The 14,531-nt window shown below is 60.1% G+C and carries 15 protein-coding genes; 13 read left to right on the top strand and 2 right to left on the bottom strand.

Translation table 11 applies throughout. The features are described from left to right. Positions 1-3: 3 nt before the first annotated feature. The 10 genes from GJE22_RS00780 (at position 4) to GJE22_RS00735 (ending at position 7,455) form a co-directional block, all read left to right on the top strand. Positions 4-333 (top strand): hypothetical protein, encoded by a 330-nt coding sequence (locus GJE22_RS00780; protein ID WP_195760766.1) that lies wholly within the window; start codon positions 4-6, stop codon positions 331-333. Next, positions 330-659, top strand: a complete 330-nt coding sequence (locus tag GJE22_RS00775; protein WP_235896383.1) for a putative minor capsid protein — start codon at positions 330-332, stop codon at positions 657-659. Before GJE22_RS00780 ends, GJE22_RS00775 begins: the two co-directional genes overlap by 4 nt. Further along, positions 656-1,045, top strand: a complete 390-nt coding sequence (locus GJE22_RS00770) for a phage tail terminator protein (protein ID WP_154324027.1) — start codon at positions 656-658, stop codon at positions 1,043-1,045. The genes GJE22_RS00775 and GJE22_RS00770 overlap by 4 nt, the downstream gene beginning before the upstream one ends. Then, positions 1,042-1,209, top strand: coding sequence for a hypothetical protein (locus GJE22_RS00765; RefSeq protein ID WP_154324026.1), 168 nt, complete (start codon positions 1,042-1,044; stop codon positions 1,207-1,209). Before GJE22_RS00770 ends, GJE22_RS00765 begins: the two co-directional genes overlap by 4 nt. After that, positions 1,206-1,919, top strand: coding sequence for a phage distal tail protein (locus tag GJE22_RS00760; RefSeq protein WP_154324025.1), 714 nt, complete (start codon positions 1,206-1,208; stop codon positions 1,917-1,919). The genes GJE22_RS00765 and GJE22_RS00760 overlap by 4 nt, the downstream gene beginning before the upstream one ends. Beyond that, positions 1,919-3,139, top strand: a complete 1,221-nt coding sequence (locus GJE22_RS00755; RefSeq protein ID WP_218957857.1) for a phage tail spike protein — start codon at positions 1,919-1,921, stop codon at positions 3,137-3,139. The genes GJE22_RS00760 and GJE22_RS00755 overlap by 1 nt, the downstream gene beginning before the upstream one ends. A gap of 53 nt (positions 3,140-3,192) precedes the next feature. Next, the gene (locus GJE22_RS00750) at positions 3,193-4,626 is read left to right on the top strand and encodes a BppU family phage baseplate upper protein (RefSeq protein ID WP_328597175.1); all 1,434 of its coding nucleotides are present in this window, start codon (positions 3,193-3,195) and stop codon (positions 4,624-4,626) included. After that, positions 4,626-6,014, top strand: coding sequence for a leucine-rich repeat domain-containing protein (locus tag GJE22_RS00745; RefSeq protein WP_154324023.1), 1,389 nt, complete (start codon positions 4,626-4,628; stop codon positions 6,012-6,014). Before GJE22_RS00750 ends, GJE22_RS00745 begins: the two co-directional genes overlap by 1 nt. An 88-nt stretch (positions 6,015-6,102) precedes the next feature. After that, positions 6,103-7,257, top strand: a complete 1,155-nt coding sequence (locus tag GJE22_RS00740) for an SDH family Clp fold serine proteinase (protein WP_087186518.1) — start codon at positions 6,103-6,105, stop codon at positions 7,255-7,257. A 9-nt stretch (positions 7,258-7,266) separates the two neighbouring features. Next, complete coding sequence (locus GJE22_RS00735) at positions 7,267-7,455, top strand: hypothetical protein (RefSeq protein WP_087186496.1); 189 nt, start codon at positions 7,267-7,269, stop codon at positions 7,453-7,455. A gap of 105 nt (positions 7,456-7,560) precedes the next feature. Here GJE22_RS00735 and GJE22_RS00730 read toward each other — a convergent pair whose 3' ends face one another. Next, entirely contained in the window at positions 7,561-7,875 is a 315-nt protein-coding gene (locus tag GJE22_RS00730) for a hypothetical protein (RefSeq protein WP_087186495.1), read from the bottom strand. Positions 7,876-8,224: 349 nt separating this feature from the next. Continuing rightward, positions 8,225-9,895 (bottom strand): RNA-binding domain-containing protein, encoded by a 1,671-nt coding sequence (locus GJE22_RS00725; RefSeq protein WP_144687390.1) that lies wholly within the window; start codon positions 9,893-9,895, stop codon positions 8,225-8,227. Positions 9,896-10,394: 499 nt separating this feature from the next. On the opposite strand from GJE22_RS00725, the gene GJE22_RS00720 reads away from it, so the two are divergent. The 3 genes from GJE22_RS00720 (at position 10,395) to GJE22_RS00710 (ending at position 14,338) form a co-directional block, all read left to right on the top strand. Further along, entirely contained in the window at positions 10,395-11,813 is a 1,419-nt protein-coding gene (locus GJE22_RS00720) for a glycoside hydrolase family 1 protein (protein WP_144687392.1), read from the top strand. Positions 11,814-11,920: 107 nt separating this feature from the next. After that, positions 11,921-12,712 (top strand): MurR/RpiR family transcriptional regulator, encoded by a 792-nt coding sequence (locus GJE22_RS00715; RefSeq protein WP_186297353.1) that lies wholly within the window; start codon positions 11,921-11,923, stop codon positions 12,710-12,712. A 240-nt stretch (positions 12,713-12,952) separates the two neighbouring features. After that, the gene (locus GJE22_RS00710; protein WP_144687396.1) at positions 12,953-14,338 is read left to right on the top strand and encodes a PTS transporter subunit EIIC; all 1,386 of its coding nucleotides are present in this window, start codon (positions 12,953-12,955) and stop codon (positions 14,336-14,338) included. Positions 14,339-14,531: the final 193 nt, after the last annotated feature.

Genomic DNA, 14,531 nt, shown 5'->3' with positions numbered 1-14,531 from the left:
GCGGTGACATACCAGTTCTACTCTGAGGTGTACGGGGGCGGTCTTTCCGAGGCCGCCTTCGGGCTTGCGCTGCCCGCGGCTTCCCGGCACGTGCGGTGGCTGGTGGGTGGACGCGAGCCCGGCGATGACGAGCTGGAAGCCTACCAGCGGGCCGTGTGCGCGGCCGCGGATGCCTTCGCGGAGTTCGGCGAGGGGCAGGTCGGCGGGTTTGCGCTCGGTGACTTCAAGGTGACCCACTACGAGGACGAGGGCACGACCGGCGAGGAGATCGCCATCGCCGACGCGCTGAAGGAGCTGGTGGGGACCTCGCTGGCGTTCTGCGGGGTGCGATGATGGGGAGCCTGCGGCCGATACCCTTGCGTCTGCTGGCCGAGGATGCCGTGGTGCGGGTGCCGGACGGCGAGGACGGCTATGCCGAGGGCGTGGCCGTGTCGCACGTGCGGTTCGCCAGGACGCAGTCAGTCGTGGATGACGGGCATCGCTCGGCTGATGCTGGCAACGGCAAGGTTTACGTCGATGCTTTGAACAGCGACGGTGCCTTCGAGGTGCCTGCCGGGTCGCGCATCTACATCGGCGGCCATTCCTACCTCGTGGCCGAGTGCAGGCGGTGCGAGGACTTCAACGGGCACGTGCACCACTGGGAGCTGGTGGTGAGATGAGCTGCGCGGACTCCATCGCGAAACTGCTGGCAGACGCCCACTTCACAATCTGCTTCACAAAAGTTTTACCGTCGGCGCTGGACCGCGAGGAGCCCGTCGTGGTGGTCGAAGGCGCGTTCTCGCGCGAGTCTCGGATGGCGGAGGAGGAGCGCGGGTCGGTCGTGGTGACCGTGCTCGTGGTACGGGAGGTCATGGCCGATGCGGAGTCCGTCGCCGCTGCCGCCGAGCAGGCGGTGAGACGCGCCGACTGGGAGCCGTATGCGGATGCTGACGAATATCGGATCGTGGGCGTCGACACCACGGCCCCAGCTCTCAAGGAGCGAGATTCGAGCGGGCGGTACGTGTGGGCATTCGACGTAACGTGCACGGTGGTGAGGTCGCTGTGAAAGAGAAACCCGATGACAAGCGTATGCACGAGCGCAATGACGAGCGGCGGCTTCTCGCCGACACGCTGAAGCGGAAGCAAAAGAGCGGTGGCTTCGTGGACGAGATGAGCCTGGAGTCACGTCGCAGGTCCATCGCCTACGGCAGGGCGAGGGGCAACGCATGAGGTCAATCGTGTACAACGGCATCGACCTCTCGGAGTGGTGCTCGGCCGAGGTCATCGAGAAGGTCGCGCTGCCCGTGGTGCCGGAAACGATGGCGGTGCCGGGGCGTGCTGGCGCGCTGCTCGTGTCCGGCCGCGTACCGCCCAGGCTTGTGAGGGTGCGGCTGCTCATGGATGCGGGTTTCAGGCCGGGGACAAACGGGCTGGCCGACATCAGGCACAGGGTCTATTCGGCGCTGTGCTCTACGGCTGGCGGGGCGCTGCGGCTACCTGACGAGCCGGAATTCGAGTACCGGGATGCCGTCTGCATTGATGCGGGCGCGTGGTCGTCGCTCTTCGAGGACGGGCAGGGCGAGGTCTTATTCACGCTGCTCGATCCTGTGGCCTACGGGAGGGCTCGCTCAGAGACTGGTACTGCTTTCGAGGTCGGCGGCTCGTGGCCCACGTGGCCGACGTTCGAGCTGGTTGCCTCTGCGGGTTCTGCCGTGCAGGTCGGCTGTGGTGGTTCCCTCATTCGCGTGGAGCATGCCTTCTCCGGCGACGAGGTGGTGCGCATCGACTGTGCCACCGAGGGTGTGACCGTATACGGCGTTGATGCGCGTGCCGACGTGACGCTTTCGAGCGACTTCTTCTCACTTGCGCCCAGCAGCTGCGTGCTGAGCTTCATGGGATGCACCTCCCACGTGACTGCCTTCAACGAGAGGTGGCTGTGATGGCCGGCTCTGCTCCCACGATCTTCTGGTTCGACCGGTTCGACGAGCGCATCGGCATCCTGCCCGTCGTCGGCGATCTCGTGCACACCGAGGAGCTGAACGGCGAGGACACGCTGGAGTTCGAGTGCCGCGAGGTTCCCGCCAAGGGCGACCGTTTGCTCTGGCGGGATGGCGATACCTGGCGCGAGCATGTGGTGGTTCGCACCGATGAGCCTTTGGAAGGTCTCTGCTCGGTATATGCGGAGTCATCCCTGTGCGAGCTTCTAGACGACTTCATCGAGGAGCAGCACCTGGTGTCGAGGACGGCACGACAGGCGCTGGCGGTCGTGCTGGCACCCACACGCTGGCCGATCGCGTCGTGCGACGTGAGCGGCACGGCAGGCTGCGTGCTCTACCACGTGAATGCGCTCTGGGCTCTGCGGAGGGTCGCCGAGGTCTGGGACGGCGAGGTCGAGCCCGTGATAACGGTTACTGACGGGCGGGTGGCTTCAAGGGCCATCCGTTTCAAGAGCCAACTCGGGAGTTGGAAGGGCCTGCGCTTCACCTACGGCAAGAACATGGCGGGGTGCACGCGCACGGTCCTGGAGCAGGACGTGCACACGGCGCTCTACGGGTTCGGCGCGGGCCTTCCCGTGACCGACGAGGACGGGCGCTACACCGGCGGCTACCGCAAGAAGCTCACCTTCGGCGAGGTCAACGGTGGCGTCAACTGGGTCGGTGACGAGGACGCGCGGCTCGTGTGGGGGCGCTGGAATGCCGACAGGACGGCCAAGGTCCACAGCTTCGGGCAGGTGACCTTCTCGGAGTGCGACGACCCGGCCAGGCTGCTGGCGCTGACGAGGAAGGCGCTTGTCGACGCGGTGCAGCCCAAGGTTTCGTATGAGATCGATGTTGCGGCCCTGGACGGCGGCGAGTGCGGGCTGGGCGACGAGGTGGCGGTCGTTGATTCGAGCAGGACGCCCGAGTGGCGGCTCAAGGCGCGGGTGGTGAAGCGCGTGCGCACGTTCGGCGATGCCGTCGTCTGCCGTGTGACCATCGGCACAGTGCAGCAGGTGGACTACGCGGTGACGAGCTCTCTTGCAGCCGACGTTGCCGCCCTGCAGGACGACGTGGCGGGCATCGACGGCAACCTGAGCGTGGCGACCTCGGTGCAGGTCGTGGAGAGCACGGTGACCACCGCGATCGACGATTTGGACGAGCTGGCTGACCTGGACTTCTGATGCCGGGGTTGTGACACGGGCATACCCTGAGCGGAGACTCTAGGAGGTGCTTCGTGCTCGACGGATACGGACTTCATAAGCTTGTTTGGGACGCCTGCGACGAGCGTTTCGGCGACGTGCTGGTGGCTTCACCAGCCGATTCGGGTGGGCGCGGGATCTCGCTTGCCGTGCGGGAGGGCGGCGCTGCCGCCGACCTGACGGGGGCTGCCGTCTACTTCTTGTGGCGGCACAAGGTGACCGGCGAGCGTGGGACCGAGCCCTTCTCGGCCGTCGACGCATCTGCCGGGACGTTCGAGGTCTACTACCCGGCGGCGATGCAGGGGGCCGAGGGGGCCGTGCAGGCGCAGGTCATGGTCTCGCGCGGGGACGATACCTACATCAGCTCTCGTGTGTTCACCATACGCGTGGAGCCAGTCATTGTGGGCGGCGAGGAGCACGAGGACGGGTTCACGCTGTTCGTGGACGCCATCAATGCGTACGAGCACGCGACCGAGATCACGACGGATGCCGCCACGGCTGCGAACGCTGCGGCGGCTTTGGCCAACTCGGCGCGGGAGAACCTGACGGCTGCGGCAGAGCGCGGAGACTTCGACGGCGCCGACGGCGTGGACGGCTTCAGCCCGACGGCCACCGTGACCCAGACCGAAGGCGGTTGCACCATCACCATCACCGACAAGAACGGCACCACCACGGCCGACGTGGCCAAGGGCGTCAAGGGTGACAAGGGCGATGCGGGTGACGTCGGGCCGCAAGGACCCAAGGGCGACACCGGCGAGCGGGGTCCGCAGGGAATCCAAGGTGAGACTGGGCTGCAAGGCCCGAAGGGAGAAACGGGCGATGCCGGGCCACAAGGACCGCAGGGCGTCCAGGGCGAGACCGGTGCCACAGGCGCTACTGGCCCCCAGGGACCTAAGGGCGACAAAGGCGACGTTGGCGCGACCGGAGCCCAGGGACCGAAGGGTGATACGGGCAACACAGGGCCACAAGGCGCGACCGGCCCTTCCGGTGCTGACGGTGTCTCCTGCACGCACTCATGGAACGGCTCGGTGCTGACCGTCACGAGCGCGTCGGGCACGAGCTCGGCCGATTTGCGCGGTCCGCAGGGCATCCAGGGGATTCAAGGTGCTACTGGTCCCCAGGGCGAGACCGGGCCGCAGGGCGAGACCGGCGCGACCGGCGCCACGGGACCACAGGGGCCGAAGGGCGACACGGGCAATGACGGCGCGGACGCGACCATCACCGGCGCTTCCGCCACCGTCGACTCTTCCACCGGCACGCCTTCCGTCAACGTCACTTTGGGCGGCACGGCTTCCGCCAGGACGTTCGCCTTCGCGTTCCGCAACCTCAAGGGCGAGACGGGCGCGACGGGACCGACTGGGCCGCAAGGGCCGGCGGGAACGACGCCCGACCTCTCGGCTTACGCCACCAAGCAGTACGTGGACGACGCCATCGCCGCGCTCGCCAACCTCGAAGAGGAGGAGTTCTGATGGCCGTAGGCACCGTTTCCACGAGCATCCTCACCGACATCGCCAACGCGATCCGCTATCAGGCGGGCGTTGCCACGACCTACAAGCCAAGGGAGATGGCCGCAGCGGTGGCCGCACTCGACGGCACGGACGCCGGGCAGTACCAGGCGCAGCCTTACATGACGCTTGAGAGCGGCGTGCTACCCGAGTCGGTGTTCTCGGACATCGCCTCCGCCATTCGCGGGCAGAACGGCGAGAGCACGCTCTACGCGCCGGGCGACATGGCCGCCGCCATCCTGGCGCTGGAGTGGGACGTGGGCTACAAGATCCGTGCGCTGCTTCTGGACGACGGAACCCTGGAGATCAACTACTACGAGCGGCGAACGTCGGTCACGGGCGGGCGCATCGTGCAGGTCTTCGAGATCGACCCGGTGGGCTACTCATCTGCCAGCGCGCGCTCCTACGACTCCATCAAGCTGCTGGTGAAGAAGGTCTACATCGACTCGACCATCGCGGGTCTGGGCATCACCAACTGCAACTACTGGTTCAACGCCTTCTCGAACTGCACCGAGGTGCGCGGCTTCGAGAACCTCTCCGGCATGACGAGCGCGAACCAGATGTTCACGAGCTGCGGGAGCCTTGAGACGATATATGCCACGAGCTTCAACAACTCGGGGCTCTCGGGCTCGCTCATGTTCAACAGCTGCAACCGCCTCGTGGGCGGCACGGACGGCTTCGTGCCCTCGACGACGAGCGGCGCGAGCGTGTGCAAGCTGGGAGCGGGCGGCGTGCTCACGGACCCGAACAACGACAACCGAACCTGGTTCTGGGCGCACTACTACGACGACGGCGAGGGCGTGCTCACGGCCTCTTCTACGCCTGACCCAACGCGCGAGCTTGTGGCGTCCAACAGGATCTGCGCCATCGGCAAGTACGTGGGGCTGGGCTTCACGCCTTGGGACGGCGTCACCGGGCCGACGCACCGCCAGCACCTCACGAGCGCGACCTTCGCGACCGACATGGCAGGCTTCTCGTATTTGAACTTCAACTACCTGTTCTACTCGTGCACGAACCTTGCGAGTGTGAATGGCCTGGGCAACCTATCCGGCGTGCGCTCGATGCGCTACATGTTCAGCTCCTGCGCGTTCACGACCATCGACTTCCGGGGCTTCGACCCGTCGACGCTGACGGACCTGTTCTACACGTTCTCGGGGTGCTCGCGCCTTACGACGATCTACGCGGATGCGAGCTGGGCGCTGCCTTCGAGCGGCATCACGGGCTCGCAGTGCTTCTACTCGTGCTCGACTTCGCTCGTTGGCGGTAACGGCACGGCTTGGGCGAGCAACAAGACGGCGTACACCTACTTCCGCATCGACACGGCGAGCACGCCGGGATACATCACCGCTTAAGATTGTTTCTTATTCACTCTCGAAGGAAATGGTCAACATGGGCGATAATAGGATGAGTGAGAAACTGCGTCTGTTTTTAAGGAGCGGCATGGGTATCTACTCGGATTATCTTGACCAGCAACTCTCGTTTGAAGAGTTATCTCGCCAGAGGAAGCTACAGCTTCAGCGGATATCCGAATTGAGAGGGCGTCCAATACTCGCCTATGCCAGCGATTTTACGAAACAGGTTCCTAGCAGTATCGATTATTCGGATATCGTCCCTTTCTCAGATCAGGTCTCTGCATTATACGGCGAAGATGTCGACATTGTTCTCGAAACACCTGGTGGGCTTGCGGAGGTTGTCGAGGATCTCGTGCATTTGCTTCGGTCAAAGTTTGAACGTGTTGGTGTGATCATCCCTGGGACAGCAAAAAGCGCGGGGACCATATTCGCGATGGCGGCCGACGAAATACTCATGGGCACTACCTCGGCACTTGGACCTATCGATGCGCAGATTAGTACGCAAGGGAAGACGTTTTCGGCCGATGCTTTCTTGACCGGACTCGATGATATCCGTCGTGGGGCTGAACGTGACAAGCATCTCGATATTGCCCTTATCCCAATACTTCAGGCAATATCACCTGGCGAGATTCAGCACTGCGTGAATGCACAGGCGTTCTCAAGGCAATTGGTCACCAACTGGCTTAAAGAATATAAGTTTAGGTACTGGGGACACCATTCCAGCAGCGGAGAACCTGTTACGGAAGAGGAGAAGGTAGCCCGCGCAGAAGAAATCGCCAAAGAGCTATGCGACCATAGCAAGTGGTTAACACATGGCCGCTCAATACGCATTGCAGATTTACGCAACATGCGGCTTCAAATCACCGATTACACCGAGAATGATGAGCTTAATGATGCGATAACGCGCTACTACACTCTTTTGCGCATGAGTTTTGAGACGAATATCTACAAGATATATGAAACGCCAACCTCTCAAATATATAGGTCAATCAACACAGGTCAGCCTCCACAAGTGCCCCAGCCACTGAACCTTCCGAATCCCTTGATGTTGGACTTTGAATGTCCGAAATGCAAGGTAACGTCGAAGATACAAATCAATTTTGATGAGGAGTTTCCAGTGCCTGTTGGCGTAATGGGCTTTCCGAAGGATAATATATTCCGGTGTCCTTCTTGCGGCTCAGACAGCAATTTACTGGGGCTGAGGCAGCAACTAGAAGCACAGCTGCATAGGACAATCGTTTAAGGAAGCACAATGGAAACCGTTTCGATTGCATATGACTCGCTCATTGAGCTGCTCAATACAGAGAAAGAGCGGCAGGGAGCGTATTTTGATGAAACCATGCGAAACGTGAGCAGCTTCCAGGAAAGCGAAGCGATGCAGGTATTACGAGATTACGCCACATGCTCACAACAGCCTTATCCGACTTATTCCCACGCGTAATAGCATAAGTACCCTCCGCTGATTAAGCGTCTCAATGATACGCCCCTTTCGCCATAAGGCCATGCGAGAGGGGCGTATTCGCTGTACTGCTAATTGCCTAGGTGGCTAGATGGTCTCAAGTTCCTTATACAGCGGGTCACCATCGCCGACGAGCACATCCCTCCACCACTCGGGGCTCTCGACACCTGACTGACAGAGCATGTCGAGCAGTTTGCTCCTAGCATCTGCTGGCAGTTGGTCGAAGTCGGCGCGCATGGCGTCGAGGACAGCCTTGCTGGTGGAGACCATCTCGTTGCAAATCTCCCTCTTCTCGTCGAGCGTATAGCTTTCGGGCGAGTACAGGCAGATATCCGCCTTGAAGTAAGCCATGTCCTCGGCCTGCTGCAGCTCAGTCCATTTCTCGTCGTTCATCGTGGTCATATCGGCGATCCTTTCGTCTCTCCCTCCGTGCAAAACCCGGAGGTCGCGGGTGAATCTTGGAAGACTTCTGGAAGACATTGGGAGAAAAACCAGTGGCGCCCAATGTCCTCTATCGGTACCAGTGTCATCAAGAAACGCCTGCTAGGAGTACTAGTGACGTATCGTGTCGCCTTCTGTCATGTCAATAAATGCCGCTCATAACCCGGAGGTCGTAGGTTCAAATCCTGCCCCCGCGACCAAGTATTTTAGCAGCTCAGGAATGGCAAAATTCCTGAGCTGCTTTCTTTTTTCCAACCAGCTCGGACGCCGTTGCGTCATCAGGGCTCTCTCGGCCATAGGGGGAAGCGGGCTAGATCGCCCTCCATCGCGCGGCCTTCCCGATGACCCCATCGTTGTCGACCGTCTTGTCGACGTTCTTCATCTTGGCGAGCAGGTTAGAAACCCGCTTTGACTTCTGCCGGTCGCTAAGGCCTGCCGGAAGCAGATCGTCCAGGAGCGCCACGATCTTCGCGCGCGACGCGGGCCCGGTCTCAGAGAGCATCTGGAGGATGAGCGACTTGCACGCTTCCTCGTTAAGCCCCTTGCTCCTCGTGTATGTGACCTCCTGACCAGTCTCAGCGGCGAGGGAGTTCGTGATTGAGAGCTGGGGGTATCTTCCCTCCACGAGTTTGAGCTCGTGGAGCCTCGCCGCCTGCTCCCGGGTGACTTCCTCGTGCTTCTGGACCTTGTCGAGGAGATAGACGATGTCCATGGGAAGATCGGGACGGGCATAGAGCAAGCGGCTGTAGCTCTCATTGATCGACTTGCCGAAGATGGTGACCTCGACGCGGTTCGGATCGCTGAGGTCGTACGTTGGTAGCGGAAAGCATCTACCCCTCTGCATCTGGAAAACTTTGGGGATCCCCATAGCTATGGTGTCAATCATATCCATCTGGACCATTGCCTCGCAGAGGAAGGGGTTTCGGTAATAGCTCGGCTTGAAGCCAGGCCTCATCGCCTTCTCGATGGTCTCGGGGATGAAGGCCCCCTCGTTGAGGAATACGAGGTGATCCTCGAACTCCTCGACGTTTACGCGCCCCTGCATGGAGTAATCCTGATGCGCGATACAGTTGTTGAGGAGCTCTCTGATTATCTCGGGCTCGTACTGGCTTACCTCGATGGGAAAGAGGCTCGCGCCGTTCGCGTTGAACCGGTATCTCTCGTTCCTAATCTTGCCGAGAACTCGGTCCACGGCGAGCAGGAATGGCGGCTTGAAGTGCTCGTAGGTGGTCACGGAGCCATCCGAAGCGTAGAGCGTCCAGGTGATGCGCGGCGAAATGTCGCCGAGGAGATAGATTGACTCAGGCCTTCCTATCAGGATGAGGGCGGTCGGAGTGATCTTCCCATCTCGGGTCAAGCTCGCCTTGTCAAGTATCGCCCGGTCGTTCATCCCAGCGAACGCGTCCCTATGGCGACCATGCTTGGAAAGGAACAGCTCGACCGCGCGGCGCACCGCCTCTGGGTCGAGGTCGTCGTACGTTGCCCCTTCGACCTCCGAGGCGCTCCAGTCGGGGCGGCGCATTTGCCGTATCTGCTCGTACTTGTCGATGGGCAGGGGCACGAGCGATTCGCCCTCCCTCGCCCAGGCGGCGTTGTTGAAGGCAGTCGGCATGCCCGGCGTTGCTGCGGGAATCTGGAAGGCGAGAACTCGCTTCCCCTCGATTTCGAGCTCGTGGATTTCCCTGAACGTCATGCGGTTGTTAGTGTGCCCGGCAACCTCCCGCTTGAGCGACTGGAGTTTTGTCGGGTTGTCCCTGCGATATGCGGTTCCGCAAACGGCTTTGTCGTTGTCTATGCCGAAGAGGAGCCATGCGTCCTGCTTGCCTCTCAGAACTGCCTCGTTGCTCAACGCCGAGAAGTACCTTCCAAGGTCCTTAAAGCTGAAGTCGTGTTTGGCCTCCTTGAGCTCGACGACCTCGGTCTCGTACGGCTTCTCGATTCTGCCGATTAGTTCTATCACGTCGGAGTTGCTGTAGTACAAGGTTGCTCCAGTTGGTTCCGATAGCCGTAAACAAGTCTTATTTATGACTAAAACGGGCTGCCAAGCAATGATTTAGTCCTATTTTACGACTAGGAAGAACTTGATTGAACTTCCCATTGCGCTAAAAACATCTAGAGGAGTAACGATAAGTCCAATCTACGCCGTTCGTTTTTCGGAACTATGTGCCCTTAGCCATGACAGCGGGCTTGCTTCCGTTGATGAGGATGGGGCATATTTTTTAGGCCACGCGCAGCAGCGTCTCGGCTATGAACAAAATCCAGCTTCTGCCTGCCCGGTCAACGAAACGCCTTCGTACAGCACAACCGCATGTCCTGGTCTCGCATCCGCTCGCTAGCATTCACGCTCACACCCCATCCCCATTCGCCCGCCGGCATGCGGTTGAAGCCTGTAAACGGTAGTTCGCCTTTTGAACCATAGGCCACCATTGGAACTGGATACAGTAGTTTCAAAAGACAACACCAAGGACTGGGGGCACACCATGCGCGAAGCGCCCACTTCGTTCGCCAACCGACCGTTTATCTGGGGATCCGCCAACTCGGCCTATCAATGCGAGGGCGCGTGGAACGAAGGCGGCAAAGGCCTGGGAGAGTGGGATTACTTCAACGCCATCCCCCACATGAACGTCAATGGAATCGACGGCAGGCAAGCCAGCGACTTCTACCACCGGTTCCGCGAGGATATCGCCCTCATGGCACAAGGCGGTCAGAACTCCATTCGCCTTTCCACCTCATGGAGCCGCATCCTCCCGGAAGGCCGCGGAACGGTTAACGAAGAAGGCGTCGCGTTTTACAACGAGCTCATTGACTGCTGCATCGAATGCGGCGTGGAGCCCAACATCACGCTCTTCCAGTACGACCTACCGTACGCCATCGCCTGTGAGGGCGGTTGGTCCAACGTTGCCACCGCAGATGCCTTCAGCGAATATGCCCGCGTATGCTTCGAGCGCTTCGGTGACCGAGTTTTCCTTTGGTCCACCGTTGACGAGCCCCAGTACTATAGCTACTGCGCCAACTTCCTTGGCATATATCCGCCCTGCCATAAGCTGGACATGCAATCGTTCCTGCAGTGGCAATACGTGCAGATGCTCGGCAGCGCAAAGGCCATTAAGATCTATCACGATATGGGGCTTCCCGGAGCTATTGGCGTCATCCACCACGATTGCAACGTCGAGGTAGCCCCCGGAACAGAAGATCCCGAGCGCGTCTACCGGGCAGCAGACTTCTTCTATAACCGCCTCATCCTGTGCCCAGCAGTTTTCGGATCCCTTCCGCCTGAAACCGACGAAATGCTCGAGGCGCTCGGCACCTACCTCTACCGCGTTCCAGGCGATGAGGAAATCTTCGCCGAGGGCGTAGTTGATTTTCTGAGTCTCAACGTGTTCTGTCGTAAATATGTAACCAGCTGGCATGGAGCGCCCTCGAACGCGTCCGGTAACGTCAAGGGAGCGGGCAGCAAGAGCGTCGAGGGGCAGATCGTTGCACCACTGTTCCAAACCGCCTACGACAGCACGGTCGAACACAATCAATGGGGCCGCGAGCTGCTGCCGCGCATCATGTACTCGTCTCTCATGCGCATCAAAAACGAATATGGCAACCCGCCCGTAGTGGCAGAAAACGGCCACGGCGCCTATGAGGTACCCGATGAAAACGGGTACGTGGCAGACGACGACCGGATCCGCGTGATCGGCTCGTTCATCGACTATCTCGAACAGGCCAAGCGCGAGGGCGCGAATGTGTGCGGCTATTACTATTGGTGTACGATGGATCTATACAGCTGGATCAACGGGTACGAAAAGCGCTATGGCCTTGTGCGTGTAGACTTCGATGATGATTTCCGCCGCATTCCAAAAAAGAGCTGGTCGTGGTTCCGCGAGCGCGGCAAGCGGTTCAAGAGCTAGCGGACGCATGGTAAGCTGACCCTCGATGTACCAAAACGCACACGTTGCGCCACCCCAACCCGCAGGCTGTCCGTTGCCACGGCGTGCGGTACAGAGAGATGTACCAAGTGAGCGCAAATAGTTTCGGCTTGCTCAACTCCCTTGCAGCAATCCTGAATTCACAGCGACGCGACTCGGATTACGCAATCGCCCGCTATCTCATCGAGCGGCTCAACGACATCAACGCGCTATCGATTACCGACATCATGGAGAACGCATTCGTAACGCGCTCGGCGGTGCGGAGGTTCTGCAACAGAGTCGGCTTCGACAGCTTCAGCGACTTCAAAGCTCGCATGACCACCGCAGCGTATCCAAGCGACCTCAACCATCGGGACCTCGAATTAAGCATCGACGGGTATCGGGCGACGCTCGACAGCGGCATCTCAAACACATTTGAAAAGCTGCACCAAGCCGTACGCACCGAAGATATTGTCGAGCTCGCTCAAGATATGCACGCCCGTACGCATGTGGTGCTCGTGTGCGCGGGCAACACAACGGGTGTGCTCGAGCGCTTCCAGCAAGAGCTTTTCTACGTCAACAAGTTCGTCCAACTGACCACAGACACGTACCGGGAGCGGCTCCAACATGCAGCATGGAATCCCGACAGCCTCCTTGTTGTCGTCTCGGCATCCGGTGTCTTCGCTCGAGAATCCGCAGAATGGCTTCGCGAGATCGATGCAGAAAAACGGCTGGTCACCGCCTGCCCCTCGTTCGACGGCCAAGATATTTACGACCGCATCTACCAGCTGCGACCAGAAGGCGACGAATCGGATTTCGACCGCCTCGGCTTATTTGGAAAGTACGGTACGACGTACTTCTTCGACCTCCTGAGCGCCTGCTATCTTAGCCGCTTTGCATAGTTGTGCCATAAGGCCCGGACGCGGATAGGGCGCGTTAACCAGGTCGGCAAGCAGTCCCACTCGATGAGCGAGACAAATCTGACCCCAAACGGTAGTTCAAGTAATGAACCACGAGGTTTCCGCCATCTTCTGTAACGTTTTGGCTAGCGAGGGGATGGTACCAACGCAAGCGCTCTCCCTCGCGTACGCAAGACACGCGGCGGCGGCCCGCCGTATGAGCGATCAGATGGGAGCGCCGGTATGACCGACTATGGCACATTTGCCGACCAGATAATCGAAGGTGTGGGAGGTATCCAAAACATCTCAAACGTGACGCACTGCTTTTCGCGTCTCCGCTTCACGCTTAAGGACCAGTCCCTCGTCGACGAGGCTGCCCTGAAGTCCCTCGATGGCGTGGCGGGGACCGTAATCGCCGCGGGACAATACCAAGTCGTCGTTGGCAACGAAGTGGCGAGCGTCTTCAAAGAGGTCTCGGCGCGCGTAACCGGTGCAGACAGCTCCGAAGAACCGGGTAGCACGGGCACGAAGAAGGGTATCGGCTATTGGATCGGCATCCCGCTGAACACGATGTCTGCCACCATCACGCCGATTCTTCCCGGCCTGGTAGTCACCGGTCTCTTCAAGGCAATCGTGTCCATCCTCACGCTCGCAGGCGTCGTTGACACAGCGAGCCAGACGGGCCAGCTGCTCAACGCGATCGGGGATGCGTTCTTCTACTTCATGCCGTTCATCGTTGCATGGAGCGCCTCGATTCATTTTCAGTGCAACAGCGTCATTTCGATGATGCTCATGGGCATTCTCATGCACCCCACGTTCTCTGGGCTTGTAGAAGAGGGTGGCGCCATCGCGCTGTTCGGCCTACCGGTGCACGCAATCTCCTATAGTGCATCGCTGCTGCCCGCGCTGATTACCGTATGGGTTCAGTCCAAGATTGAGCATGCCATCATGAGCACGCCCGTTGCCAAGCTCGGCCAGCTGCTGAGCCAGCTCCCGGTGTTCATCATCATGGCCCCGCTGACCCTTCTTGTCACCGGCCCGGTGGGCTCCATTATCGGCGAGGTCATCGCAAGCGCCATGCTCACGCTCTACAACGACTTTTATGTCATCGGCGTGTTCGCAGTCTGCGCCCTGATGCCTATCTTCATCCTGACCGGCAGCCACTGGATTTTCATGCCGACCGCCCTTTCCAACCTTGAGACCATGGGATTTGACCCCTTCCTGTGGGTTGGTTTTGCCGTCATCAACTTCTCTCAGCTTGCCGTCGCGCTTGCCATCTTTTTCAAAGCCAAGAACCGCGATATCAAGTCTTTTGCCGGCTCCGCCGCCCTGCCCATCGCGACCGCCGGAATCACCGAACCGTGCATGTACGGTTTGACGCTCAAGCTGAAGCGCCCCTTGGTCGCCACCTTCATCGGCTGCGCCGCGGGCGGCATCTTCTGCGCCTTCGCCCATGTAAAGGTCTACGAGCTGGTCACGGTCTCGCTGCTTTCGCTCCCCCAGTTCATCGATCCTACGGGTAGCAACAACTTTGTCATGGCAATCATCGGTATGGCCATCACGTTCGCCGTGACGTTTGCCGCCACGTGGATACTTGGATTTGACGAGAAGGATTTCGAAGAGGAATAGGCTCGGAATTACCCCCAGTCAGCTGGCTACCAGCTCAACTCGTGTAGCGCCTCCCGCATCTGGGCCGGAAATAACGGTCCAGATGCGGGAGGCATCTTGTGCCACGCCAGACGCTCGGCAACGAGGTTCCGTAACAATGAACACAAAGCAGGGGGCTGCCGTCCATCGAGGCTTCGTGCGAACCGCTATCATT

The sequence above is a fragment of the Enorma shizhengliae genome, from assembly GCF_009676995.1.
Taxonomy (GTDB): domain Bacteria; phylum Actinomycetota; class Coriobacteriia; order Coriobacteriales; family Coriobacteriaceae; genus Enorma; species Enorma massiliensis.
The sequence above is the reverse complement of the archived record's forward strand: the minus strand, read 5'-3'. Positions and strand labels throughout refer to the sequence as shown.